The organism is Epibacterium sp. Ofav1-8 (assembly GCF_022348185.1).
Lineage (GTDB): Bacteria > Pseudomonadota > Alphaproteobacteria > Rhodobacterales > Rhodobacteraceae > Epibacterium.
The window spans coordinates 1-25257 of record NZ_JAKRFD010000007.1; the positions used below are offsets into that span (position 1 = coordinate 1).

The following is a 25257-nucleotide window of genomic DNA, read 5'->3' on the forward strand; positions in this document are numbered from 1 at the left end:
AGGAAGACCCCAACTCGCCCATCGCCGGCATGCCGGTTCTGGAGTGCTGGAAGGCGAAACAGGTGTTTGTCTCCAAACGCGGTCAGGGCACGGGGTATTCTGGCATCGAGAACCCGCTGTTCTTCAAAGAAAACACCCGCATGTTCTACGGCGACGCAAAACAGTCCCTCAGGACGCTCCTCAACCTCATCGACTGAGCGGCGGGGGTGCGGGGAATTCGATTGAAAGATGAGGGAGCGGGTCGAGGAGGCTTGCGGACCTCAAACGAAGGGAGAAGACTATGAAGGATCTTCAGAGCAATACGAGAGTGGACGGCAGTCGGCTCTGGGACAGCCTGATGGAAATGGCGCAAGTTGGCCCCGGTCTGCGCGGCGGCAACAATCGCCAGACGCTGACGGATGCCGACAAGGACGGGCGCGATCTGTTCAAACGCTGGTGCGAAGAGGCTGGCATGACGGTTGGCGTTGACAGCATGGGCAATATGTTTGCCCGCCTTGAAGGGGCGGAGCCGGATCTCGACCCGGTGATGATGGGCAGCCATCTGGATACGCAGCCCACCGGCGGCAAATATGACGGTGTGCTGGGCGTTCTCGCGGGGCTGGAGGTGGTTCGGTCGATCCGCGATCAGGGCATCACGCCGCGTCGCCCGATTGTGGTGGTGAACTGGACCAATGAGGAAGGCACGCGGTTTGCACCGGCGATGCTGTCCTCGGGTGTGTTCGCCGGGGTGCATTCGCAGGACTGGGCCTATGCGCGCGAGGATGCAGAAGGCAAGACATTCGGCGAGGAACTGGCGCGGATTGGCTATGTCGGGGATGAGCCGGTCGGCACCCGCAAGATGCACGCGATGTTTGAGCTGCATATCGAACAGGGACCGATCCTTGAGGCAGAAGGTAAAGACATCGGCGTTGTGACCCATGGCCAAGGGCTGAACTGGTTGCAGGTGACGCTGACCGGGCAGGAGGCGCATACCGGCTCCACCCCGATGCCGATGCGGCGCAACGCCGGGCTTGGTGCGGCGAAAATCACCGATCTGGTGCATGAGATTGCCATGAGCCATCAGCCCGACGCCGTGGGGGCCGTGGGGCAGTGCGACTACTATCCGAACAGCCGCAATATCGTGCCGGGCAAAGTTGTATTCACCATCGATTTCCGTTCGCCCAGTTTCGAGACTCAAGCCGATATGGAAGCGCGCCTGCGCGCAGGGGCGGCAAAGATCGCCGAAGATCTGGACCTGCAACTGGAGATCGAACAGGTCGGCCATTTTGATCCGGTCACCTTTGACGAGGGCTGTGTAAGCGCCGTGCGCAAGGCGGCAGAGAAGCTCGGCTATTCCCACCGCAACATCATCTCTGGTGCGGGGCATGACGCATGCTGGATCAACAAAGTCGCGCCGACCGCGATGGTGATGTGCCCCTGTGTTGATGGCCTCAGCCATAATGAGGACGAAGACATTAGCCGCGAATGGGCCACCGCTGGTACCGATGTGCTGCTGCATGCCGTCCTCGAGACCGCAGAAATCGTGGAGTAAGACAATGAGCGCGAGAACTGTCATCAAGGGCGGCACCATCGTGACCGCCGACCGCAGCTATGACGCGGATGTGGCCATTGAAGGCGGCAAGATCGTCGAGATTGGCCAGAACCTGAGCGGCGGCAAAGTGCTGGATGCTGAGGGGTGTTATGTGATGCCGGGCGGAATTGATCCGCATGTGCATCTGGAGATGCCCTTTATGGGCACCCATTCGGCGGATGATTTTGAATCCGGCACCCGCGCGGGACTTGCAGGTGGCACCACCATGGTGGTCGATTTCTGCCTGCCCAGCCCCGGTCAATCGATGCTGGAGGCGTTGGAGGCCTGGCACGCGAAATCCAAACGCGCCTGTGCGGATTATTCCTTCCACATGGCGGTGACATGGTGGAGTGAGCAGATCTTTGACGAGATGCAGATGGTGGTCGACCATGGCATCAACTCCTTCAAACACTTCATGGCCTATAAGGGCGCGTTGATGGTGGAGGATGACGAGTTGTTCGACAGTTTCCGCCGCTGCGCGGCCATTGGGGCCTTGCCCATGGTGCACGCAGAAAACGGTGATGTTGTCGCGACCATGCAGCAGAAACTGCTGGCAGATGGCATCACCGGCCCCGAAGGCCACGGTATGTCGCGCCCGCCCGAGGTGGAGGGCGAGGCCACCAACCGCGCCATCATGATCGCCGATATGGCGGGGGTGCCGCTCTATGTGGTGCATACCTCTTGTGAGCAGGCGCACGAGGCGATCCGTCGGGCGCGTCAAAAGGGAATGCGGGTCTATGGCGAGCCGCTTATTCAGCATCTGGTGTTGGATGAAAGCGAGTACGGCAACCCAAGCTGGGACCACGCCGCACAGCGCGTGATGTCGCCGCCGTTCCGCGACAAGGCCAATCAGCAAAGCCTCTGGGCGGGATTGCAGGCCGGGTCCTTGCAGGTGGTGGCCACGGATCACTGCGCCTTCAGCATTGAGCAGAAACGCTACGGCATCGAGGATTTCACCAAGATCCCCAATGGCACCGGGGGACTAGAGGACCGGATGCCGGTGCTGTGGACCGAGGGTGTGAACACGGGCCGTCTGACCCCGAATGAGTTTGTGGCGGCGACATCGACCAATATTGCCAAGATCCTCAACATCTACCCGCAGAAAGGCGCGGTGCTGGAAGGCGCGGATGCGGATCTGGTGGTCTGGGACCCTGAAAAGACCAAGGTGATCTCGGCTGAAACGCAGCAATCTGTTGTGGAATACAACGTCTTTGAGGGGCGCGAGGTCAAAGGCCTGCCGCGCTACACCCTCAGCCGGGGCGAGATCGCGGTGGACAATGGCACCGTCTGCGCCACGGCAGGGCATGGCAAATTCGTCACGCGCGCGCCCTATCCAGAGGTCAATAAAGCGCTGTCGAAATGGAAAGAAGTGACCGCGCCCCGCAAGGTGGTGCGTGATCCGGAAAACATGCCGGCCTGCGTCTGAGATTTTCCCCGGTCACTGGCCGGGGAATTTTCGTTTGCGCCCTTTGGAGGAAAGGGCCACAAATCCGAATAAAAGGGAGGAAATTAAGAAATGACCGATATAACAAGTGGGTATACCACGTCTCGGGACAGCGAACCGGGTCAACTGGATCTCGCGGGGCTGGATCCGGAACTCTACAACGAAGACCAACTGCCGACCACCGCAGCAGAGCGCACATGGAACTGGTTGTCCATTTCTGCACTTTGGGTGGGGATGGTGGTCTGTATCCCGACCTATCTGCTGGCGTCCTATCTGATCGGCGCAGGCATGAGCTGGGATCAGGCGGTGATGACCATTCTCGCCGCCAATGCGATCGTCCTGATCCCGATGGTTCTGGTGGGCCACGCAGGCACCAAATACGGCATCCCGTTTCCGGTGCTCTTGCGTTCGTCCTTCGGCCCGGCTGGGGCCAAGATCCCGGCGGTCGCCCGTGGCATCGTGGCCTGTGGCTGGTTTGGTATCCAGACATGGGTTGGCGGGTCTGCGATTTTTGTGATCGTCAACAAGCTCACCGGTGGGGCGCTTGCAGGGGAGGCGTTGCCGTTCCTTGGGATCAGCCTTGGTGAATTTGTCTGCTTCCTCGCCTTCTGGGGCCTGCATCTCTACTTTATCAAGAACGGCACGGAGTCGATCCGCTGGCTGGAGACCTACGCGGCCCCGTTCCTGCTGGCGATGGGCCTTGCATTGCTGGCATGGGCCTATTCTGCGGCGGGCGGTTTTGGCGAGATGCTCTCTACCCCCAGCGCCTTTGATCCGGGTCAGCCCAAAGAGGGGCAGTTCTGGGCCGTGTTCTGGCCAAGCCTGACGGGCATGATCGGCTATTGGGCCACGCTTGCGCTCAATATTCCGGATTTCACCCGCCATGCCCGCAGCCAAAAAGATCAGTTGGTGGGTCAGATGGTGGGTCTGCCGATCCCGATGGCGTTGTTTGCTTTTATCGCGTCGGCTGTGACCTCGGCCACTGTGGTGATTTTTGGCGAGGCGATCTGGGATCCGGTGCAGCTGTCGGAGCGCATGGGCGGCTCTGCGGTGATCATTGCGCTGTTTGCGCTGATCGTGGCGACGCTGACGACAAACCTTGCGGCCAATGTGGTGGCACCCGCGCATGGGTTTGCCAACCTCGCGCCGAGCAAGATCAACCTCAAGCGCGGCGGCTATATCACCGCAGCCATCGGGATCGCCATGTTCCCATGGATTCTAGTGAACCATATCGTCGGCTGGCTGATTGCCTATTCGGCCCTTCTGGGGCCGATCGCGGGTGTGATGCTGGCGGATTACTACCTTCTGCGCAAAACCCGGCTTGAAGTGGCTGACCTTTTTAAGGCCAACGGCATCTATTCGGGCCAGAACGGCACCAACTGGGCCGGTATTCTGGCGCTGGTGATTGGTATTCTGCCGAACCTGCCGGGCTTTCTGGCGGGCGTTGGCCTGACCGATGGGACCTCTGCGTTCTTTGCGACCATCTACACCTACGCGTGGTTTGTGGGGCTCTTTGTGGCGGGCGCGGCCTATCTGCTGCTGTCCAAGGTGATGAACAAGTAAACTCTGTCGCTCCGGGGGGGGTCCCCGGAGCGCCTCCCGTCTGAGGACATAACCAAGGAGAGTTCTATGCCCAAAGCCTATTGGATCGCCCATGTCACCGTGACCAACCCAGACCCTTATGCGCTTTATGCTAAGGGGGCGACTGAGGCCTTTGCCAAACACGGTGCCCGCGTTTTGGCGCGTGGCGGTGCGGTCGAACATCTGGAGGGCGAAGGCCATCCGCGCAACGTGGTGATCGAGTTTGACTCCATGGAGGCCGCGCTCGCCTGTTATAATTCGCCAGAGTATCAAGAGGCCAAGGCCCATCGCGAGGGGGCCGGGATCGCCAATATCATGATCCTTGAGGGCAGTTGATCCTCCCTTCCGATCTCTGCACCCGGGGCCTCGCCCAGTGATAAAGCGCTCGATCAAGAGCGCTTTTTTCATGGCGCGCTGCCAGTTGGCGATACGCAGGCCAAAGCCGGTGATGCTCTTTCGCGGACCGGGGCGCCATCGCTTGTGACGGTGGGCCGTTATGCAACTGCGTCCAATCGGTTACAAATATGATCTTGTTTTGAGGTCGCAGGCAGCAAATGATGCTCGATTAACGGCACGAGAAGGAATTCCTGCCATCAAGATCGGGTACGAGTCTAAGAGGAGTCCCCAATGAGATGGAGACGCTGACGGTGCTCCGGAGGCTTCACCCCCTCGTTCAGGCGTTGGGCAACCGAACCTATCTGCCCACCTGGATCGCGCTTTTGGTCGTGGTCCTCTCCTTTGTGTTTGCCGAAAACCAAAACCGTATCATCCACGAACAGCGCATTCGTGCGGATGTGCAAAGCGAGGCCGGTCTGATCCGATCCCGGCTCGAAGGGTATCTGAACGCGGACATCCAGCTGGTCAAAGGGCTGGTGGCGGTGATCGCCTCGGAGCCTGACATCACGCAGGAACGCTTCAGTGCGCTGGCGGCGGAGACGATCGGGACCAAGTCAGAAATCCTCAATATCGCGGTCGCTCCGGACCTCGTGGTGACGATGGTGCATCCGCTGGAAGCGAACCGGGCGGTGATCGGGTTGGACTATAACCGCAACGCGGCGCAGCGTGCGGTGGCGTTGCAGGTGCGGGACAGCGGCGATGTTGTGCTGGCGGGGCCGGTGGACCTTGTCCAGGGCGGCACCGGCTTTATCGTGCGGTTCCCGATTTTCACCGGAGAGGGCGCAGACCGGCGCTTTTGGGGGCTGGTGTCTGCGGTGATCGACGCCAACATGCTTTATGCCGCGACGGGCGTGTCTGATCCCAACGGAAATCTGGACATCACCCTGCGCGGGCGGGACGGCACCGGAGAGGCTGGCGCCGTGTTTTTTGGCGACTTGGGCGACAAAGATACCCGCGCGCAGGATCCGGTCTCCATGACGATTGTCCTGCCAACCGGCGAATGGCGGTTGGATGCCGTGCCGCGTGGAGGCTGGCCAACGGCACCCGACAATCTCTGGACCCTGCGTCTGATCCTGGTGATCGCCGGCATCCTGATCCTGGTGCCGACGTTCCTGGCCTGTCGCCTGTCGGCGGTGCGGCGCGGCGCGATCAAGATCCTGCGCAAGCGTGAGCGTGAACTGGAACTGAAGCAGGCGGAACTCGAACAGCTCTCGGCGGTTGCCCAGAATGCCTCCGACAGCATCGTCCTGACCGATCCGCAGGCGCGGATCATCTGGGTGAACGACGCCTTCTGCAAGATGACCGGCTTTACCGTTGACGAGGCCATCGGCTGCACGCCGGGCGAATTGCTGAATGGGCCCGAGACCGACCCGGAGACAATCCGGGCCATTGCTGCGCATTTGCAAAAAGGCGAACGATATCGGACCGAGATCCTGAACTACACCAAGTCGGGCGAGACCATCTGGGTCGAGACACATCTGGTCCCCGTGCAGGACGATCAGGGCAACGTCAGCATGGTCATCGGCATCGAGCGCGATGTCACCCAGTCCAAGCGCCACGCGGCAGAGCTGGCGGATGCGAAACTGGCCGCCGAGCAGGCCGACCGGGCCAAGTCGGAGTTCCTCGCCAACATGAGCCACGAAATCCGCACGCCGATGAATGGGATCATCGGCATGGCGGACCTGCTGTCGGACTCGGAGCTGCCGGAAGAAGAAGAGCAATACGTCGAGATCATTCGAACTTCGTCCAGGGCCTTGTTGAAAATCATCAATGATATCCTCGATTTATCCCGGCTTGAGGAGGGCAAGCTCAAGCTTGCGGAGGTCGATTTCGATCTCGAAACCTGTATCGAGAATGCGGTGGATGTGCTGCGTCCTGCCGCGCAGGACAAGGGGTTGACCCTGAACATCGACTATGCGCCGGACCTGCCGAAATCGGTGCGCACGGATGACGGGCGGCTGCGGCAGGTTCTGGTGAACCTGGTCGGAAACGCGGTCAAGTTCACGTCCTCGGGCCGGGTGGATGTGCGGGTGATGGCCGCGCCGGGCGATCCCTACCGGCTGACGATCGATGTCGAAGACACCGGCATCGGCCTGTCTGATCTGCAGCTGAAGAACATTTTCGAGAGATTTTCCCAGGCCGACGCGGCGACAACGCGCGCCTTTGGCGGTACGGGACTGGGGCTGACGATTTCGCGACATCTGGCCGACCAGATGGGCGGCGATATTACCGTCCGGTCGCGACTGGGCCGGGGCAGTTGTTTTTCGTTGCACATTCAATGCGCCCCACCGGCTGGCGCTCTGGAACAGGCCGAGGTGGCGTTGATGCCGGATCTGGATCTGTTGCGCGGGCGCAAGGTGCTGCTGGCAGAAGACAATCGCACCAATCGCCTGTTGATCCGCAAATATCTGTCGGATCTGTCGATCGACCTGATCGAGGCGGAGAATGGACGCCAGGCGGTCGAGCTGTGCCAGCTCCATCAGCCCGACGTGGTTCTGATGGATATGTCGATGCCGGAAATGGACGGGATCACCGCTACACGGGCCATTCGGGGCCTCGCGATGGCTCAACCGCCGATCGTCGCGCTCACGGCCAACGCCTTTGCCAGCGACAAGGAAGCCTGTCTGGCTGCCGGTATGAATTGCTTCCTGTCGAAACCGATCAACAAGAAGCAGCTGTTGCAAAGCATGGCCGCCGTGATTGTCGAGCCTGGCGCCCTGAGCCACGTGGCATCTGCCTGAACCATAGACATCTGCAGCTGCGCGGTGACATGCCGTCGCATCGGGATGCGATCCTGGGGGCTTCTGAACCGAATGCGGCACGGCGGGCAACTCCCGCCATGCCGCACAGAACGCCGAAGGCCTGCGAGAGGGGCGGGCCGCGACCGTGTGCAGGATGCCCGATAGGGCGTCCGGGCGCGCCACAGATCAGGCGCGCGCGGATTGCGGGAGAACAAAGACGCCCGCATCGGGTGGCACGATGCCGGTGCGCAACGGGCATCCGTAGACCTCTGACAGACGCGCATCGGTAAGAACCTCTGCGACTGGCCCGGCGCCGGCGGACCGCCCCTGCGACATGACATGGATGTGATCGGCATACATGGCCGTCAGGTTGAGATCATGCATGACGGCGACCACGCCGCCGCCTGCAGAGGCGAAGCCGCGGGCCAGCTCCATCACCGTCAGCTGATGCGCGATATCCAGGCTGGAGACCGGTTCATCCAGAAACAGCCAGCAGGGCGCCCCATCGCGCATGGGCCGCCAGACCTGCGCGAGCACCCGCGCCAGCTGCACCCGTTGTTGTTCGCCGCCGGACAGTTCCTGATAGAAACGCCCGGCATAGCCATCTAGATCCACCCGGCTCAGGGCGTCAAAGGGCACATCCTGTGCGTTTGCATCCGGGCCGGCGGACAGGCCAAGCCGCACCACCTCCAGCACGGTGAACGGAAAGGCAAGGACGGTCGCCTGGGGCAGAACCCCGCGAATGCTGGCGATTTCCCACGGACGATAGTCCTCTATCCGGCGCCCGTTCAGGGTGATGTCGCCGGAATAGGGCAATTCGCCGACCATCGCCTTGAGCAGCGTGGACTTGCCCGATCCGTTCGGGCCGACAATTGCCGAGAATGTGCCGGGGCGGGCATTGAAACAGACATCCTTCAGGATCTGTTTCTTGCCGATGGTGAGGTCGATGTGATCTGCGCGCAGGGTCATTGGTCCACAAGCCCCCGTCGTTTGAGCAGTATCCACAGGAAGACGGGCGCCCCGAGCACCGCGGTGACAATGCCGATCGGCAATTCTGCCGGTGCAATGATGGTTCTGCTGACAAGATCCGCACCCAGCAGCAAGGTTGCCCCCAGCAACGCCGCATTCGGCAGGAGCATGCCATGATCCGGTCCGGTGGCCAGGCGCAGCACATGTGGCACCACGATGCCCACAAACCCGATGCCGCCGGTGGCGGCGACGGCGACGCCCGTTGCGGCCGCCACCGAGAAGATCGCCGCATTTTTCATGCGCTGGACCGGTATTCCCATGTGGGCTGCTGCCGCCTCGCCGAGGGCAAGGCAGTTCAACCCATGCGCCAGCCAGGTGGAGCCGATGATGGCCAAGAGGATAACCGGCCCGGCAATCAGTGATTTTTCCCAGGTGGCCCCGGCCAGCGACCCCATCTGCCAGAAGGTCAGGTCCCGCAGTTGCTGATCGTCGGCCATGTAGACCAGGATGCCCGAGACCGCGCCCGAGAGTGCACCAAGCGCGATGCCCGCCAGCAGCATTGTTGCCACAGAGGTGCGCCCGCCGCGCGTGGAGACGCGATAGAGGATCAAGGTGCTTCCCCAGCCGCCGATAAAGGCCGCGATCGGGGTCACGTAATGGCCGAACAGGCTCTGCACCCCCAGGGGCAGCAGGCTGCCCAGGACGATCGACACAATCGCGCCAAGCCCTGCGCCGGCGCCGACCCCGACCAGTCCGGGATCGGCAAGCGGGTTCCGGAACAAGCCCTGCATGACCGCGCCGGACACAGCCAGCGCCGCCCCGACCAGGATGCACAGGACGACGCGTGGCATTCGAATATCCCACAGCACGACCCGTTCCATTGTCGTCAATTCCGCGCCGGTGAGGAGTTTGCCAACCGCGCCCCAGAGGGACGTGCCCGACGCGCCGAAGGCGAGGTTTACGACGGTTGCCAGCCCCAGCAGCACCAGGAGAACCACACTCAGTTGCCGGGCAAGGATGCGGCGGTCGAATTCCCGCGCCCGCGGTGGGGGGCTGTGGGTGTCTGTATTGTCATAGGTCACCATGGGTCAAAGCGGCCCGTAGAGAGAGGTTGCCAACTCCAGTGCGGCATCCGCAGTGCGCGGGCCGAAGCCCAACAGATACAGACCGTTCATCCGTACAACCGATCCGGAGGCAGCCGCCGGCGTGGGCTTGATGGACGGGAGCGCAAGCAGTTCCGCATTCGGGGCGCCGTGATCGCCGCCGCGATCCATCATCAGGATCACGTCGGGCGCGGCTCGCGAGACCGCTTCGTCGGTCATCAGCTTGTACCCCTCGAACCCGGTCAGCGCATTGACACCGCCTGCCATGCCGATGATGCCATCCGCAGCGGTATTGGTGCCGGAGGCCATGATCCGTCCGCCACGCGTCGACAACACGAAGAGTACGCGCTTGCGGTCGGCGTCCGGGATGGAGGCCACTTTCTCTGCAACCGCATCAAGATCATCGCGCAGCTTTGTGGCGAGGGCCTCGGCTTCGGCGGTTTTTCCCGTCGCCGCGCCGATTGTCGTGATCTTGTCCAGGATCCCCTGGGGGGTATAGCTGTCCGGGACCTCGACAAGCTCGACCTCCGCCTCTTTGAGCACCTCCAGGGTTTCGGCCGGGCCGGCCCCGGCTTCGGAGATGATCAGGTCGGGATTGACCGACAGCACGCCCTCCGGTGCCAGCGCCCGCATGTACCCGACATCGGGCAGGGTGGTTGCGGCCTCGGGATAGACGGATGTCGTGTCGCGCGCGATCAGCCTGTCTTCTGCGCCGAGCGCATAGATGATCTCGGTCACCGAGCCGCCGATCGCCAGCACGCGATCTGCGGCGTGGAGGGTCAGGGGCGTCGTAAACAGGGCCAGGCTGAGGGCGATGGTGTGCAAGGGAAGACGCATCACAGTGTTTCCTTTTCTTTTGCGCGGGGGAGGGCGGCCACGAGGGTGTCCCAGGCGGGGCGGCTGTCCAGGTCTTCGGTTTTGCGGCCAAAGATCTGCAGGATGAGGCCACCGTCCGCATCAAATGCTTCGACCGAGGTCGCGGGGCCGCGCTGGGTCGGTTTGGTTGCGGCATAGACTTCGGCGATGTGATCCAGTCGCAGATGCAGGTTGAAGCGCGGATCCATCACATTCTGCCACGGTCCCATGGCCTTCAGCCTGTCGATGGGGCCGCCGTGGATCTGGATGCAGCCACGGTTGCCGACAAAGAGCATCACCTCCGTGCCGCTGCCAGCCAGAGCTTGCAGCGCAGCATCAACAGCGCCGACGTCCAGAGCCGCGACGAAAGGCGCGCCGACGTGGCGGTAGGCGCCGAGTCGGTTCATCTTCAGTTTCGAAGTCAGGCGCAGGAACTGGTGGGTGTCGGTCATCTTCGCCCATTCGCTGCGCAAAAGCGCGATCTTATCGAGATTGACCCTGGGCGCTTCGGCCGGTTTGCGCGGGCTCACGTCGCGCGTGTCCGACTGATCTCCGGTTGCGAGTTGCGCCACCACGTCGGACCAGGCGGCGTGATTGGATGTGTCACGCAGGTGGATCTTGTGAACGGCGTCCCCGGCTGCATCAAAGATCTGGATCGAGCGTTTGACGCCGCTTTCGGTCTCCGTTTCCACCGCAAATGCGCTCACCCAATGGGAGGGAAACAGACGCAGATCAATTTCGGGCTGCAGAATCATCGCCGCATGCGGCCCGCTTTTGTAGTTGCCATAGGTGCCGATGCGCTCATGCACGCAGGAGGCGTTGCGGGTGAGCGCCATCACTTCACCCAGATGCGCGATCTGCGGCATCAACGCGTCCGGATGGGCCGAGACAGCTGTCACCCCCTGGCCGACAAAAGCCGCCAGAAGTTGAGCTTCGGCAATATCATGAGAGTCGCAAAAATCGCGTGCGCGCAGGCTGTTGTGCGCCGCGCGCAAGGCGCGGATGTCGTCTGCGGAAGACGGGGGAGCGTGGGCCATCAAGGGTCCTCGTATTGAAGTGTTGGGATTGCTTGCTGGCACGCGCCGCCGTTCGGGCGCTGGGCTGACATTTCGGCTGCGCATATATTTACACAGCGCGATATTTCTTGACAGAATTAATAAATTATTTTAGGCGCGGCAAGTGTGAACACCCGGTGACGCCAACCTCGCCGGAAAAACAGAACGCAAGACACCAAGCCAGCCCCAAGGCGAGCATGCGGTATTCCTCTGCATCAGATCTATGGGGACGACATGAAAATCCATACAATGCGCCGGGCACTTCTGTGCTCCGTCTCGGGCATGGCATTGGCCATGACCGCAACTGGCAGCACCGCTCAGGAGCTGACCGAGGGCGAGGGGTTCCTCGGCTATCTGGTCATCGGCAACAACAAGCGCGACGTTCAGACCGACACCGCCACACCCAAAACCGTTCTCAACGCCGAAGAAATCCAGGACCGGCAGGCCGGCAGCGTGTCGGAACTGATCGATTCCGTGCCCGGCGTCACGCTGGTCAATGCGGGAACGCCGACGGGGGCAGGCATCAATATCCGCGGCTATGGTGCGGACGGGACCTATGGCTCCAACCAGAAAGTGCAGATCCAGCTTGATGGTGCCACGATGGGGTCGGAGGAACTCTATCGGATCGGGACGCAGCTCTATACCGACCCGGCGCTGTTCCGCGAAGTTTCCGTGATCCGCGGCACGGTGGGGTCGTATGAGTATGGTTCCGGCGTCATCGGTGGGGTGGTGAACCTGGAAACCATTGACGCCGCCGACCTGACCGATGGTGAAATCGGCCTCTCCGGGCGGCAGACCTTAGAATATTACGGCAACGCAGATACGCGGGTCAGCTCCACCATCCTCGGCTGGCAGCCGACCGAGAATCTGGAGTTCCTGCTGAACTACACCTATCGCGAGCAGGGCAACTACACCGACGGCGATGGCAACGAGGTGGCCAATACCGGCTACGAATTGCCGTCTTATCTGGTGAAAGGGAAATACAGTTTCGGGAACAATGCGGACCAGTCGCTGACCTTTTCGCATTCGCAGACGACCTCGGACGAGAAGGACGTGCCCTACGACGCCTTTGCGGGGACGACCACGTTTGGCAATGTGGATCGCTACACAGAGACCACGACAACCAGCCTGCAATATGCCTTCAATCCAATTGGGAATGACCTGATCGATTTGACGGCGACCCTGTCCTATGCCGATCAGTATATCGAGCAGGATATGGTCAGCGGCTCGCCCTTCGCCGCGGCACTGTTGAATGCCGATCACCGCTATGAAACCACCAAGCTGACGGTCAAGAATAGCTCTTATTTCGATGCATTCGGCGTGTCTCACAACCTGCGCGCGGGGGGCGAGATCATCCACAAGGACCGTCTTGACGCCTCATCCGCGCCGGGGGGCACCGACAAGCGGTTTGCATTGTTTGCCATCGACGAGATCGATTTCGGCAATGGTCTGACCCTGACACCGGCGATGCGCTACGAGACGCAGAACATCGAAGCAAGCGCCGATGGAACCTATGTCACTGCGGGCGAGAGCTTTGACAACAGCGAGCTGATGGGCGGGATTTCCGCACGCTATGCGTTTGAAAGCGGTTTCGCGGTCTTCGGGTCCGTGGCCTATACCGCAGGGCTGCCCATTCTCGATGACTTCGATTACGCAACCTATCCGACCTACATGACCCAGAGTGAGAAGGCGGTGACCTACGAGCTTGGGGCGTCCTATGACAAGGTCGGTCTGTTCAGCAGCGATGATCAACTCAAGGCAAAGGTGAACTTCTGGCAGACGCGGCTTTGGGATTATACCTCCGGGACCGAATACGCCACCGTCGACCGTGTGAATACCGAAGGCGTCGAGGTGGAGGCATCCTACAGCCACGAGTCGGGCGCCTATGTGGATATGAACGCCAACATGTCCAGCGGTGAATGGGTCTATGTGGGCGGAACCACTGCCGATTACACCCGGATGCCGGCAAACAGCCTTGGTCTCACCGTCGGCAAGAAGTTCAACGACACCCTCGATGTGTCCTGGGAGGCGGTGCTGACCAAGGACATCCGCAGCACCCCCGGCTATGCGGTCCACAACCTGCGCGCCACCTATGACATCGACACCGGTTTCCTGAAGGAAGCGCAGGTGCGCATCGGCGTCGAGAATATTCTCGACAAGCAGTACACGCCGCATCTGGCAACCCGCGCGGCGGCCGGGCGCAACATCAAACTCTCGTTGGCAGCAGCATTCTGATTTCGAAGGAGATGACACGATGAGATACCGGAGCCAGGTTCATACCCTTGCCCTCGTGGCGGCTGCCCTTTCTTTCCTCGGGGGGGCAACCGTTGCACGGGCTGAGGACACCCCGCCACACTCGGGCGTTCAGATCGAACTCAACGCGCTTCAGGATCAGGGCGGTGCGTGTCGCCTGTCGTTTCTGGCGACGAATGCCCGAAACACCGACATCGAAGAGGCGGTCTATGAGATCGTTCTCTTCGACCGGTCCGGTGGGGTGATGATGCTCACCCTGTTTGATTTTCGAGACCTGCCTGCGGGACGTCCCCGGGTCCGGCAGTTCGATCTGCCCGAGACCGCCTGCGCGGATGTCGGGCGGGTGCTGTTGAATGGTGCAAGCCGCTGCCAAAGCGCGGGCGAGAGCACGATTTGCGAAGAGGCGCTGAGCCTCAGCAGCCGCACGGATGTGGAGCTTCTGGGATGATGGATCTAACTCAAATCTGGTCCGGCGTGCTGATCTCGGTTGCTGAAATCGTCGAGGTCGGCGGCCCGGTGGTGGTTTTGCTGCTGGTTCTGTCCGTGGTCAGCGCCGCAACCGTGCTCTACAAGATGTGGCAGTTTCGCCGGGCCGGAGTGGGGCGGCATCGCCGGGTAAAACTGGCGCTCGCGGCCTTCGAACGCGGCGATGCGCGCGCGGCAGAGGCAATCCTGGCGGAGTCCAGGAGCTATCTGGTGGCCCCGGTGCGGCGCGCGCTGCACGGCGCAAAGGCGCCGGGGACCGGTGCCGTTTCGGATCGCTGCGATGCTGAGGCCGAGGCGCTGTTTCTGCGTCTTGAAACCGGTCTGGGGTTCCTTGATCTGGTGGCGCAGCTAGCGCCGCTGATCGGTTTGTTCGGCACCGTGCTCGGCATGATCGAGGCGTTTCAGGGGTTGCAGTCGGCGGGGACTTCGGTTGATCCGACCGTGCTTGCGGGCGGCATCTGGGTGGCGCTGCTGACCACGGCGGCGGGTCTTGCCGTTGCCATGCCGGTGGCTGCGGTGCATGGCTGGTTGAGCGGCGCGGTCGAGCGCGACCGGGTCTTTGCAAATATGGCGCTGCGCCAGGCCTTCGCCCCCGACGGCACTGCGGTGGCGGCGGTTGCGCCGCAAGAGGCAGCAGCCTGATGGGGCTGCGCCTGAATAAACGGCAGGCCAGGCGCCTGTCGATGACGTCTCTGATCGACGTGATCTTTCTGCTGTTGCTGTTTTTCATGCTGTCGTCGACCTTTTCCCGCTTTGGCGCGGTGGAGCTGATGGCAGCCGGGCAAGGGTCGGGAGACAGCGCGACTTCCCGTCCGGTGTTTCTCCGGCTGGCGGCGAACCATCTGTTGCTCAATGGCGAGACGGTTGCGCTTGAGGGCCTTGCGGACCGTTTGCAGCTGTTGACGGCGGATCTGGCGGAGGCGGATGCGCAGGGGACACAGGTGCTTGTCAGCCTGACCGCCGAGGTCAGTTCTCAACGTCTGGTCGATGTGCTTGCGGTGCTGCGTCGTCAGCCCGGCCTCGCCGTTGCTGTATTGGGGTAGGGGATGCTGTCGCGCACTCGCAAAAGCAAAAGCCAACGAGAGCCCACGATCGCGCTGATCAACGTGGTCTTCCTGATGCTGGTCTTTTTTATGGTTGCAGGGTCGCTGGCGCCGGCACTGGACCCGGCGGTGCGCCTGGTCAAGGCGGCGGATCTGGACGCCAGCCCGCCCCCGGATGCATTGGTGATCCGGGCCGATGGCACCTTGCGTTTTCGCGGCGCGGAACTGACCTCGCCAGAGGCCTATGTGCGGATCGTGCGCGAAGAAGATGCCGCGTTCACCGCGCGGCTGGTGCCGGATCGCGCGCTGCCTGCCACCCGGTTGATCGCGGTTGCCAAGACGCTGCGCCAGCTTGGTGCGGCGCGGATCCTCCTGCTGTCGGAGCGCAACCTGTCATGATACCGCGATCCCCTGTCATCGCCGGTCTTTCGGTCGTTGTCGCTCTTGCCGCGCATGCTGCCTTGCTGGTGGAGACCGACGAGGGGCGCGTTGAAATCGCGGGCGGTGGCAGCACCGCCCCGGCGGCCCTGGGCAACAGTTTTGCGGATCTTGCGCAGGGGCGTGCCAGCGCCGTTGAGGCAGAGACGACCACCGAGGCGACAGAGCCTGCCGAGGCCCTGCCGCCGGTCGACGCTGCCGAGGTGCACCCGGCAGAGCAGCCGACGGATGCAACGGCAGCCCCGGCGGTTTCGGCGTCAATCCCGCCGGTGCAGCCGGATGCAAGCGCGGCTGACGGCCTGACGCCGATCACGGAGACCGTGCCGGTTGTGGATGCGGCGGTAACACCGGCCGCCACCGCGACGCCGCAAGCCTCCGTTGCACCGGTTGCACAAGCGGTGGCCCCGGTGACCAATGCCAGGGTCGCTCCGATTGCATCGCCCTCCGAGTTGGCCCCTGACAGCAGCCTTCGGCCCGCGGCCCGCCCGGTGCGTCAGGCCAAGCGGCAGCCGGTGGCAAAGCCCGCACCCGCGGCGCCACGTGGCAACAGTAACCGCAACGCGCAGGCAGGATCGTCAAGCGGTGCGGAAGGTCAAACCGCGCCGCAGGCCGCCAGTGCCCGCGCGGCGCGGGACGCAGGCGAGGGGAATGCCGCAGCCTCCAACTATCCGGGCGAGGTGATGCGACAGATCACCCGCCTGCCCAAGCCGCGAAGCTCCGCCAGGGGCGTGGCGCATGTGGCATTTGTGATCGGGGCCGGGGGGCAGGTGACCTCGGTGCGCATCGCCCGGAGTTCGGGCTCGCCCGCACTTGATCAGTTGGCGGTGCGGCAGATCCGGCGCGCGGCCCCGTTTCCACCGCCGCCAGCCGGTGCGCGGCGCCAGTTCACCATCGGCATCAAGGGATCCTGATCCGGCCGCAGTTCCTGTTTGATTAATGCCCGCCAAGGCGCCAGTCTTCAACGCAGCAGGCGCGGTGGAGGATGGGCATGTCCAGTCAGAAAGTTGTGGTGATCGGAGCGGGAATTGTCGGAGCCGCCAGCGCCATCTGGTTGCGGCGCGCGGGGCTGGAGGTGACGCTTGTGGACCGCGCCGCGCCGGGCAGCGGCGCCTCATATGGCAACGCCTGCCTGCTGGCCCGATGTGCCATGGTCCCCGTGACGGTGCCCGGGCTGCTGGCCAAGGGGCCGCGCTATCTGCTTGATCCGGAGTTTCCGCTGTTCCTGAGGTGGCCCTACCTGCCACGGCTGCTGCCGTGGCTTGCGCGGTATCTCGGCCATGCCAATGACCGCGATACCCGCCGGATCGCGACGGCCCTGCTGTCCATCACCGGCGACAGCGTCGATCAGCACAAGGCCCTGACCGACGGCACGCCCGCCGCAAAATGGGTGCGTGACTGCGATTACAGCTTTGTATACCGCGACCGGGCGGCCTTTGAGGCCGACAGCTACGCGTGGTCGCTGCGCCGCGAGGCCGGGTTCCTGCCGGAGATCGTCGAAGGGGGCGCGGTGCGGGAAATGGAGCCGATCCTGTCGGACGAGATGCAGCTGCTGGCCGTGAACAAGGACCATGGGTTCATCCTCAACCCCGCGCATTATGTGCGGGATCTCGTGGCCCAGGCCGAGGCCATGGGGGCGAAATACCTGCAAGCGGAGGTCAAGGCGCTGGATATGGCCGGGGGACGGGTCTCGGCCGTGGATACCGACCTGGGGCGTCTGCCCTGCGACCGGGTTGTGCTATCTGCGGGGGTCTGGTCGGCAGAATTGATACGCAATCTGGGCCTGCGGGTGCCGTTGGAGGCCGAGCGCGGCTATCACCTTCTGTTCCGTGAGCCGAGCCAGTTGCCAAACAATCCGATGATGCTGACCGAAGGGAAATTTGTCGCCACGCCAATGGACCAGGGGTTGCGTTGCGCCGGCGTGGTGGAGTTTGGCGGGCTGAGCCCGGTCAAATCCCAAAAGCCACTGTCGTTCCTGCGCCGCACCACACGGCGCAGCTTTCCTGCGCTCCGGTATTCACATGAGGAGGAATGGCTTGGCTTCCGCCCCTCTCCCTCCGACAGTTTGCCTCTGATCGGAGAGGTGCGCGGCAGCGGCGTTTACACGGCGTTTGGGCATCAGCACATCGGCCTGACCGGCGGGCCAAAGACGGGCCGCCTCGTGGCGGATATGATTGCGGGCAACTGGCCCAACGCCGACGTCGGACCCTTTGACCCAATGCGTTTTGCCGATTGATTTCACTGCCGGCTGAAAGGTCACGAGCGGGACCGAGGCGGCCCCTAACGCAGTCGGATCGCGATGTTCTTGGTCTGGACGTAGTTCCACAGAGCCTCACGCCCCTTTTCACGACCATATCCGGATTTCCCAACCCCTCCGAACGGGGTTTCGACCCCGCCCGCATACCATTCGTTAACAAAGACCTGACCTGCGCGGATCTGGCGGGCAGCGCGGGTGGCGCGGTCCAGATCCCGCGTGAAAACACCGCCGACCAGCCCGTAGTCGGTCGAATTGGCAATCTCCACCGCCTCGGCGTCGTCCTTGAACGTCAGGACGGAGAGAACGGGGCCAAAGACCTCTTCGCGGGCGATTTCCATATCGGGGGAGAGACCGGCCAGAACCGTGGGTTGCAAGAAGGCGCCCGGGCGGTTCAGCGCGTGCCCGCCGGTGACCAGTTGCGCACCCTGATCCACGGCGCGGCTGACCATCGCAACGGCACGGTCGTGCTGCGCATCGGACACCATGGCCCCCATGTTGGCGCCAAATTCGGGGCGGTCCACGCCGGGGCCCACCGACAGGCCGGAGGCAACCGTTTCCGCCCGTGCAATCAGCTCTTCGGCGCGGCTTTCGTGCACGATGACCCGGCTCATGGCAGAACAGACCTGGCCGGCGTTGAAGTAGATTCCCCAGCGGATGTCCGTTTCAAAGGCCTCGAGGTCGGCATCGTCATGGACGATCGCCGCCGACTTCCCGCCCAGTTCCAGCACGCAGGGCACCACATTCTGGGCGGCGGCCTGGGCGATGGCTATTCCGGTGGGGACCGACCCGGTAAAGACGATTTGGTTGACCATCGGATGCGCGGCGAGTGCGGCCCCGGCCTCATGCCCGTAGCCGCACAGGACGTTGACCGTGCCAGCCGGAAAGCCGACGGCCTCTGCCGCCTTGGCGAACCAGGCGTTGGTCAAAGGGGTCAGCTCCGGGCTCTTGATCACACAGGCATTGCCTGTGGCCAGCGCCGCCGCAAGCGAGCGGGCGGTCATCTCCACCGGGTAGTTCCAGGGGATGATCTGCGCCGAGACCCCCAGCGGTTCATAATCTGTAAAGTCGTAATAGCCGGACCCCAGCGGGATCGACCGACCTTCGACGGTGCTGGCCTGGTTGCCGTAATATTCGAAATAGAGCGCGGCACCTTCGACTTCGATCTCGGCTTCCCAGAGCGGCTTGCCCTGCTCCAGAACCAGCGTATGGGCGATCGTGTGTTTATGCTCCTGCAGATAGCGGCCCATGGCCTGAACCATCCGCCCGCGCTCCAGTGGTCGCATGTCGCTGAGCGCGCCGGAGAGGTGGACGGCCCGCGCCGCCATGACCGCCCGATCCACGTCCCCTGCATCCGCCAGGGCCTGCTCTGCGATTTTCTTGCCGGTGGCCGGATCAATGACGTCGATACGCCCGGCGCCGCCATCCACCCAATGGCCGCCAATGTGGTTTTGCCAGTAGAGGGGCAGATCGGTCATGTCGGGGTCCTTTCGGGCGAGGGGGCGCGTGTTGATGGCCGGTCGGCGGGCGACCAGCGCCGGCGCAGTTCAGCAGATCCGGCGCACAGGTCCAAATTGGAATGCGGCGTCGAGATGGTCTGGGGCGACATCGTCCCGGGGCGGGCCATGCTGGGTGCGTGCAATTTTAACAAAATACGATGTGAAAATACTGCTGTTCCGGCCCCTCCGGAACGCAATTTCAGCGCAAACGGCTGAAAACCGCGGCACTGGGGCTGGTGGGTTTCATCGAATGTTAAGGGCGCCGGGAGCACGCTGTTGCTGGATTGAAACAGGAGGTGTGCTCTTGACAGCATCCGGCCATTCCCATCGCAGGCAGCCCGCATGGCGCGGGCGCCGCGTCCCCGTCGGGGCGCGTGGCCGTCTGCGTCGGGTTGCGTTCGGGTGCCGCGTAGATCCCGACCTCCGTCATGCTGCACTGGGGCACCACGCTCATCTTGCGCCGCTGTCCGTATCTGCCCTTCGCTCAGAGTGAAAGAAATGTCCGAACCCACTGCTCCAGAAACTCCTTCCCGTCGTCGTTTTGGCCTGTTGCGTAGTATTCGCTCAAAGATGGTGGTCATCTTTCTGCTGATGGGCGCGGCTTTTGGCCTGTTCGGTTACATGATGCATGTCGTTTTGGACGAGGTTGGCGTGGATATGACGACGCTGACACAGGACCGTCTGCCGGATCTGGTGATCGCCAGCGAGATTTCCGTGGCAGCGGGCGCAACCAAGGACAATATGATCTCCTTGCTGGTGGCCGAAGATACCGAGGCGGTCGAGGCCGCCCGCGACAGGATCGAAACCTCCACGGCGAAGTTGCAGACCCTGATCTCGACCCTGGATGAGGAGATGCAGCCGCAATTTGCCGCGACCGCGGATGCAGCGACCGTGGCCCTGGAGGATCTGGCACGCGCCCGCCAGACCGTTCTTGAAAGCGATGAGCAGATTCAGGTCCGGATCGACGATCTGCACCGCATCAGCAGCGAATTGCGCAACCTGATGACCGACCTGTCGCAGATTGCATCGGTGGAACTCAACAAAGGTGCGGTGAAGACCTACAATGCGATCGATTCCTCTCTGAAATCACTGCTGGAAGTGGACTTCCACAATCTCCAGCTGCTGCTGGAAGCGCGGGCCGAACTCAACCTTCTGGCGGGCACGGCCGTGGCATTCGGGGGCACCAAGGATGCCGAGACCCTGGCGCAGTTGCAGGAGCTGGCGGACAGTTCCGATGCCCGGCTCCTGGAAATCGCCGACCTGATTGAAACCAATGCACCGGCGCTGCTGGATGTGTCCCTGATCCGCAATGCATCGTTCACCCTGCAATCCGTCATTGCACAGAGCCTGTTTCCGTCGGAAACCCTGCGTCGCGCTGCGATGAAGGCGCGTGCCGACACCGACCGTTTCATCGTCATGGCGATCGATGCGCAGGTCGCCAAACTCACCGCCGCCGCCGAAAAAGCCAGCAAGGACAATGGCGATACGCTACGAGAACTGATGAAGAACGAGGTCGGTTTCCTCAATACGCTGATGGAAATCAGTACCTGGGTCAGCAGTTTCCAAGTCTCCGCGCTGGATGTGTTGACAGCCGCGACCGAGGATCAGGTCACCGATGCCGCTTTCGACATGGAAGGGGCAAGCATGAATCTTTCAGTCTACGAGGACTTCCAGGATGCCCGCGTCGGGGAATTGCTCAAAAGCCTCAGCACGCTGAATAATCCCGAAACCGGTCTGGCTGCGCAGAAGGTGACGGCGCTCAACGCCCGCAATGCGGCAATCGCTGCCACGGAAACAACCGAAGCCAAGGTGGTGGATATCGTCAACCGCGCTGCCGAACTGGCCAGCCAGAACCGCGCGGCCATCGGCACCATGGCGGATGACATTTACGTCGAGGTCGCGGATGCCAAGCGCAATCTTCTCGTGGCGCTGGCATTGGCAGCGGGCGTGTTCCTGACGGCCATGATCCTGGTTCAGGTCCTGATCCTGCGCCCGCTGAACCGCATCAGTTCCAGCACCGAGCGTCTGGCCGAGGGAGATCGCAGCCCGATCTCCGGTTTCGAACGCGCCAGCACGGAGATCTATCGCATCGCGCGGTCGCTTTCGGTGTTCCGCGACGGCATCGTCGAAAAGGAAGAGATGGAGCATCTGGCCGAGGAAGAGCGCCGCGAACGCATGGCCGCTCAGGACAAGGCGGTGTCTGCGCTTGGCACCGGTCTGTCGCGCCTGTCCGAAGGCGATCTGACCGCTCGTATCGAAGAGGAACTGGCGGAGGGCTACGAACAGCTTCGCACCGATTTCAACCGCACGTTGGATACCCTGAACGAAACGGTTGGACAGGTGGTCGAAACCTCGTCTTCGATCCGCAACGGCGCATCGGAAATCAGTCAGGCGTCGCAGGATCTGTCACATCGCACCGAAAGCCAGGCGGCAACGCTGGAGCAAACCGCTGCCGCGCTGGACCAGATGACCGCAAGCGTGAAATCCGCAGCGGAAGGGGCGCGCGATGTTGAGCGCACCACCAACGAAGCCCGGAGCGAGGCTGAGGCCAGCGGAGAGATTGTTCAGAACGCGGTCTCTGCGATGACCGAGATCGAGCAAAGCTCCAGCAAGATTTCCCAGATCATTTCGGTCATTGACGATATTTCGTTCCAGACCAACCTGTTGGCCTTGAACGCAGGCGTCGAGGCGGCTCGGGCTGGCGAAGCGGGGCGCGGATTTGCCGTCGTCGCATCCGAAGTGCGCGGTCTCGCGCAGCGTTCCTCGGACGCCGCGCTGGAAATCAAGACCCTGATCGGGGACAGCTCCAAACAGGTGGAGCGGGGCGTGGACCTGGTGGGCAAGGCCGGGAACGCTCTGGAAAGTATCCTTCAGCGCGTCACGCATATCTCGGAGCTGATTTCCGGCATTGCCACCGGCGCGCAGGAGCAATCCACTGGCCTGGTTGAGATCAACACCGGGATGAACCAGCTGGATCAGGTGACCCAGCAAAACGCCGCCATGGTGGAAGAAGCAACCGCAGCGGGTCAGCTGTTGAACTCTGACGCGCAGGCGCTGGCGGAACTCGTCGCACGTTTCCGCACCGCCGCGGCCGCCATCAGCCCTGCGGTGGACACCGCACCGAGCAGCTGGGGCGCAGAGGAGGCGGAGGTTGCCTGGGATGCAGACGACGTCGTTGCCGCCGAGGAACCGGTTGAAGACACGGATTGGTCTGACTTCAATTGGGACGATGACGCGGCTGCAACGGGGACATCCTGAGGCGCTGAAGCCAGTAAGACTTGCCAGGCAGACACCTGCTCAGGGCTCCGGTGGAAATCCGCCGGAGCCCTTTTCCGTGCGGCACCGCATTGCAATGAATTTCACATTGAGGTACTAAATTCCGCATATTGAAATTTTGCCGGGCAATGCATCCTGCATCATCGAATACGCCCATGCCGTGGAGGGAGGTTCGCACCGTGTCGCAAGCCGTGACAAATCCTGTTCGCTTTGAAGTCACTGACGGCATTGCTGTCATTGCAATCGCCAACCCGCCCGTGAACGCCTTGAGCCAGGCTGTGCGCCAGGGCCTGGACGCGGCGTTTGCAAAGATCGCGGAGAAGAGCGACATCAGGGCCGTGGTGATCTATGGTACGGATCGCACCTTTATCGCGGGGGCGGATATCCGGGAGTTCGGACAGCCTCCGCAGGCGCCGTTTCTGCCCGATGTGATCAACCGCATTGAAGCCTGCGCGGTGCCGGTGATCGCCGCCTTGCATGGCACCGCGCTTGGCGGTGGTCTCGAGGTGGCGCTTGGCGCGCATTACCGCATCGCTGTACCAACGGCACGTTTTGGTTTGCCCGAGGTCACACTGGGGATTCTGCCCGGGGCAGGGGGGACGCAGCGCATGCCACGTCTGGTCGGGGTCGAATTTGCGCTGGATGCGATCACGTCGGGGCGTCAGATCGGCGCAAAGGAAGCATTGTCGGTTGGGTTGATTGACCGCATCAGCGAAGATGCGGACCTGCGCGCGACGGGGATTGCCTATGCAAAGGATCTGATTGCGGACGGGGCGGGGCCGCGTCGTACCAGCGCCATGGTGGTAGATCCGGTTGCTCCGCAGGTTTTCGAAGCTGCACGGGCGAGAATGGCAAAGAAAGCCCGAGGCCAGCTTGCGCCACAGTCGTGCATCAAGGCCGTGGAGGGCGCTGTCGACCTGCCGTTTTGCGAGGGGCTCGCGCAAGAGCGCGCGCTGTTTCAGGATCTGATGGACAGTGATCAGCGGGCCGCATTGATCCATGCGTTTTTTGCCGAACGTCAAGTGGCAAAAGTACCGGAAATCCAGGGTGTGCAGCCGCGCGCCATGGAGCGGATCGGTGTTATCGGGGGTGGCACGATGGGGGCGGGGATCGCCGTATCCGCGCTGCTCGCCGGACTGGATGTCACCCTGATCGAACGTGATGACACCGCCGCCGCGCGCGCGACGGCCAGCGTGACCAAAATTCTCCAGGGCTCGGTCAAACGGGGCAAGCTTTCGCAGGAGCAATACGACACGATTGTCGGCGGCACGTTTCGGGCCAGCGACGACTATGCCACCCTTGCGCAGGCAGATGTGGTGATCGAAGCGGTGTTTGAGAGCCTGGAGGTGAAGAAGGATGTCTTCACCAAGCTGGATGCCATCTGCAAACCGGGTGCGATTCTGGCCTCCAACACCTCCTATCTCGATGTGAACGAGATCGCGCGCATGACAGCGCGCCCGGCGGATGTAATCGGGCTGCATTTCTTTTCGCCCGCGCATGTGATGCGCCTGCTGGAGATCGTGGTCGCTGACGAAACGGCGCCGGAGGTGACCGCAACCGGTTTTGCGCTTGCGAAACGTCTGAAGAAGGTCGCCGTGCGTGCAGGTGTTTGCGACGGGTTTATCGGCAATCGCATCCTGAGCCACTATCGCAAGGCGGTCGACGGGGCGGTGTTGGCGGGGGCCAGCCCGTTTGAGGTGGACCGCGCACTTGTTGGCTTTGGTCTTGCCATGGGGCCCTTTGCGGTCAGCGATCTGGCGGGGCTGGACATCGGCTGGGCCACGCGCAAGCGGCTGGCGCCGACCCGCGATCCGCGCGAAGTCTATGCGGAATTTGCCGACCGTCTGTGCGAAGCGGGCCATTTTGGTCGCAAGACCGGCAAGGGCTATTACATCTACGCAGAAGACGGCACGCAGGAGAACGCCGAGGTGCTGGAACATGTGGCCGCGGATCGCGCCGCCAAGGGCATCACTGCGCGTGAGATCTCCGAGCAGGAGATCGTTGATCGCTATATGGCCGCCATGATCAATGAGGCCGCCCGCGTGGTCGAGGAGGGCATTGCGCTCCGGCCGCTCGATGTCGATGTGACGCTGCTGAATGGATATGGCTTCCCGCGCTGGCGCGGTGGACCGATGCACTACGCGGATACGGTCGGCCTCGACAAGGTGCTTGCTGATATTGAGCGGTTTGCGCAGGAGGATGCCTTCCTCTGGCAGCCCGCGCCGCTTCTGAAACGTCTGGTGGCTGAGGGCAAGTCCTTCGCCGACCTCAACAACGTCTGATCGCCTTCTGAGGGG

At 62.5% G+C, this 25257-nt stretch carries 20 protein-coding genes; 15 read left to right on the forward strand and 5 right to left on the reverse strand.

Features of this window, described 5'->3' with window-relative positions:
- From MHM97_RS12385 to MHM97_RS12410, 6 genes are all read left to right on the forward strand, one after another.
- The coding region (locus MHM97_RS12385; RefSeq protein WP_239322671.1) for an NAD(P)(+) transhydrogenase (Re/Si-specific) subunit beta at window positions 1–197 on the forward strand (197 nt) is incomplete at its 5' end.
- Window positions 198–280: 83 nt separating this feature from the next.
- Complete coding sequence (locus MHM97_RS12390; protein WP_239322672.1) at window positions 281–1531, forward strand: Zn-dependent hydrolase; 1251 nt, start codon at window positions 281–283, stop codon at window positions 1529–1531.
- A gap of 4 nt (window positions 1532–1535) precedes the next feature.
- Window positions 1536–2996 carry a dihydropyrimidinase gene (gene hydA / locus MHM97_RS12395; protein ID WP_239322673.1) on the forward strand — a complete coding sequence of 487 codons (1461 nt, stop codon included), beginning with the start codon at window positions 1536–1538 and terminating at the stop codon, window positions 2994–2996.
- A gap of 90 nt (window positions 2997–3086) precedes the next feature.
- Window positions 3087–4577: an NCS1 family nucleobase:cation symporter-1 gene (locus tag MHM97_RS12400; protein WP_239322674.1), complete on the forward strand. Its 1491-nt coding sequence runs from the start codon at window positions 3087–3089 to the stop codon at window positions 4575–4577.
- Window positions 4578–4643: 66 nt separating this feature from the next.
- A complete protein-coding gene (locus MHM97_RS12405; RefSeq protein ID WP_239322675.1) occupies window positions 4644–4931 on the forward strand; it encodes a DUF1330 domain-containing protein in 288 nt (95 codons plus the stop codon).
- 296 nt (window positions 4932–5227) lie between these two features.
- Window positions 5228–7732 (forward strand): ATP-binding protein, encoded by a 2505-nt coding sequence (locus MHM97_RS12410; protein ID WP_239322676.1) that lies wholly within the window; start codon window positions 5228–5230, stop codon window positions 7730–7732.
- A 186-nt stretch (window positions 7733–7918) separates the two neighbouring features.
- Here MHM97_RS12410 and MHM97_RS12415 read toward each other — a convergent pair whose 3' ends face one another.
- Genes MHM97_RS12415 through MHM97_RS12430 form a run of 4 tightly spaced genes read right to left on the reverse strand, consistent with a single transcriptional unit; the run spans window position 7919 to window position 11696 of the window.
- Window positions 7919–8701: a heme ABC transporter ATP-binding protein gene (locus MHM97_RS12415; protein WP_239322677.1), complete on the reverse strand. Its 783-nt coding sequence runs from the start codon at window positions 8699–8701 to the stop codon at window positions 7919–7921.
- Complete coding sequence (locus MHM97_RS12420) at window positions 8698–9786, reverse strand: FecCD family ABC transporter permease (protein ID WP_239322678.1); 1089 nt, start codon at window positions 9784–9786, stop codon at window positions 8698–8700. The genes MHM97_RS12415 and MHM97_RS12420 overlap by 4 nt, the downstream gene beginning before the upstream one ends.
- Window positions 9787–9789: 3 nt before the next feature.
- Complete coding sequence (locus MHM97_RS12425) at window positions 9790–10641, reverse strand: heme/hemin ABC transporter substrate-binding protein (RefSeq protein WP_239322679.1); 852 nt, start codon at window positions 10639–10641, stop codon at window positions 9790–9792.
- Window positions 10641–11696, reverse strand: coding sequence for a hemin-degrading factor (locus tag MHM97_RS12430; RefSeq protein ID WP_239322680.1), 1056 nt, complete (start codon window positions 11694–11696; stop codon window positions 10641–10643). Before MHM97_RS12430 ends, MHM97_RS12425 begins: the two co-directional genes overlap by 1 nt.
- Before the next feature lie 252 nt (window positions 11697–11948).
- On the opposite strand from MHM97_RS12430, the gene MHM97_RS12435 reads away from it, so the two are divergent.
- From MHM97_RS12435 to MHM97_RS12465, 7 genes are all read left to right on the forward strand, one after another.
- The gene (locus tag MHM97_RS12435; protein WP_239322681.1) at window positions 11949–13949 is read left to right on the forward strand and encodes a TonB-dependent receptor domain-containing protein; all 2001 of its coding nucleotides are present in this window, start codon (window positions 11949–11951) and stop codon (window positions 13947–13949) included.
- Between the two features lie 19 nt (window positions 13950–13968).
- Complete coding sequence (locus tag MHM97_RS12440) at window positions 13969–14415, forward strand: hypothetical protein (protein ID WP_239322682.1); 447 nt, start codon at window positions 13969–13971, stop codon at window positions 14413–14415.
- Window positions 14412–15095: a MotA/TolQ/ExbB proton channel family protein gene (locus MHM97_RS12445; RefSeq protein WP_239322683.1), complete on the forward strand. Its 684-nt coding sequence runs from the start codon at window positions 14412–14414 to the stop codon at window positions 15093–15095. Before MHM97_RS12440 ends, MHM97_RS12445 begins: the two co-directional genes overlap by 4 nt.
- Before the next feature lie 41 nt (window positions 15096–15136).
- The gene (locus tag MHM97_RS12450) at window positions 15137–15496 is read left to right on the forward strand and encodes an ExbD/TolR family protein (protein ID WP_239322684.1); all 360 of its coding nucleotides are present in this window, start codon (window positions 15137–15139) and stop codon (window positions 15494–15496) included.
- A 3-nt stretch (window positions 15497–15499) separates the two neighbouring features.
- Window positions 15500–15895 (forward strand): ExbD/TolR family protein, encoded by a 396-nt coding sequence (locus tag MHM97_RS12455; RefSeq protein ID WP_239322685.1) that lies wholly within the window; start codon window positions 15500–15502, stop codon window positions 15893–15895.
- Window positions 15892–16845, forward strand: coding sequence for an energy transducer TonB (locus MHM97_RS12460; RefSeq protein ID WP_239322686.1), 954 nt, complete (start codon window positions 15892–15894; stop codon window positions 16843–16845). The genes MHM97_RS12455 and MHM97_RS12460 overlap by 4 nt, the downstream gene beginning before the upstream one ends.
- A 77-nt stretch (window positions 16846–16922) precedes the next feature.
- Window positions 16923–18167, forward strand: coding sequence for an NAD(P)/FAD-dependent oxidoreductase (locus MHM97_RS12465; RefSeq protein ID WP_239322687.1), 1245 nt, complete (start codon window positions 16923–16925; stop codon window positions 18165–18167).
- 44 nt (window positions 18168–18211) lie between these two features.
- Here MHM97_RS12465 and MHM97_RS12470 read toward each other — a convergent pair whose 3' ends face one another.
- The gene (locus MHM97_RS12470; RefSeq protein ID WP_239322688.1) at window positions 18212–19663 is read right to left on the reverse strand and encodes an aldehyde dehydrogenase family protein; all 1452 of its coding nucleotides are present in this window, start codon (window positions 19661–19663) and stop codon (window positions 18212–18214) included.
- A gap of 519 nt (window positions 19664–20182) precedes the next feature.
- Here MHM97_RS12470 and MHM97_RS12475 point away from each other — a divergent pair.
- Together MHM97_RS12475 and MHM97_RS12480 are read left to right on the forward strand one after the other, a co-directional pair.
- Window positions 20183–22942 (forward strand): HAMP domain-containing methyl-accepting chemotaxis protein, encoded by a 2760-nt coding sequence (locus MHM97_RS12475; protein ID WP_239322689.1) that lies wholly within the window; start codon window positions 20183–20185, stop codon window positions 22940–22942.
- A 209-nt stretch (window positions 22943–23151) separates the two neighbouring features.
- The gene (locus MHM97_RS12480) at window positions 23152–25242 is read left to right on the forward strand and encodes an FAD-dependent oxidoreductase (RefSeq protein WP_239322690.1); all 2091 of its coding nucleotides are present in this window, start codon (window positions 23152–23154) and stop codon (window positions 25240–25242) included.
- Window positions 25243–25257 lie beyond the last annotated feature (15 nt).

Bases quoted from the DNA above. Each gene is read 5' to 3' on its own strand.
- MHM97_RS12390 (WP_239322672.1), top strand. From the start codon at position 281: ATGAAGGATCTTCAGAGCAATACGAGAGTGGACGGCAGTCGGCTCTGG.
- hydA (WP_239322673.1), top strand. From the start codon at position 1,536: ATGAGCGCGAGAACTGTCATCAAGGGCGGCACCATCGTGACCGCCGAC.
- MHM97_RS12400 (WP_239322674.1), top strand. From the start codon at position 3,087: ATGACCGATATAACAAGTGGGTATACCACGTCTCGGGACAGCGAACCG.
- MHM97_RS12405 (WP_239322675.1), top strand. From the start codon at position 4,644: ATGCCCAAAGCCTATTGGATCGCCCATGTCACCGTGACCAACCCAGAC.
- MHM97_RS12410 (WP_239322676.1), top strand. From the start codon at position 5,228: ATGGAGACGCTGACGGTGCTCCGGAGGCTTCACCCCCTCGTTCAGGCG.
- MHM97_RS12415 (WP_239322677.1), bottom strand. From the start codon at position 8,701: ATGACCCTGCGCGCAGATCACATCGACCTCACCATCGGCAAGAAACAG.
- MHM97_RS12420 (WP_239322678.1), bottom strand. From the start codon at position 9,786: ATGGTGACCTATGACAATACAGACACCCACAGCCCCCCACCGCGGGCG.
- MHM97_RS12425 (WP_239322679.1), bottom strand. From the start codon at position 10,641: ATGCGTCTTCCCTTGCACACCATCGCCCTCAGCCTGGCCCTGTTTACG.
- MHM97_RS12430 (WP_239322680.1), bottom strand. From the start codon at position 11,696: ATGGCCCACGCTCCCCCGTCTTCCGCAGACGACATCCGCGCCTTGCGC.
- MHM97_RS12435 (WP_239322681.1), top strand. From the start codon at position 11,949: ATGAAAATCCATACAATGCGCCGGGCACTTCTGTGCTCCGTCTCGGGC.
- MHM97_RS12440 (WP_239322682.1), top strand. From the start codon at position 13,969: ATGAGATACCGGAGCCAGGTTCATACCCTTGCCCTCGTGGCGGCTGCC.
- MHM97_RS12445 (WP_239322683.1), top strand. From the start codon at position 14,412: ATGATGGATCTAACTCAAATCTGGTCCGGCGTGCTGATCTCGGTTGCT.
- MHM97_RS12450 (WP_239322684.1), top strand. From the start codon at position 15,137: ATGACGTCTCTGATCGACGTGATCTTTCTGCTGTTGCTGTTTTTCATG.
- MHM97_RS12455 (WP_239322685.1), top strand. From the start codon at position 15,500: ATGCTGTCGCGCACTCGCAAAAGCAAAAGCCAACGAGAGCCCACGATC.
- MHM97_RS12460 (WP_239322686.1), top strand. From the start codon at position 15,892: ATGATACCGCGATCCCCTGTCATCGCCGGTCTTTCGGTCGTTGTCGCT.
- MHM97_RS12465 (WP_239322687.1), top strand. From the start codon at position 16,923: ATGTCCAGTCAGAAAGTTGTGGTGATCGGAGCGGGAATTGTCGGAGCC.
- MHM97_RS12470 (WP_239322688.1), bottom strand. From the start codon at position 19,663: ATGACCGATCTGCCCCTCTACTGGCAAAACCACATTGGCGGCCATTGG.
- MHM97_RS12475 (WP_239322689.1), top strand. From the start codon at position 20,183: ATGTCCGAACCCACTGCTCCAGAAACTCCTTCCCGTCGTCGTTTTGGC.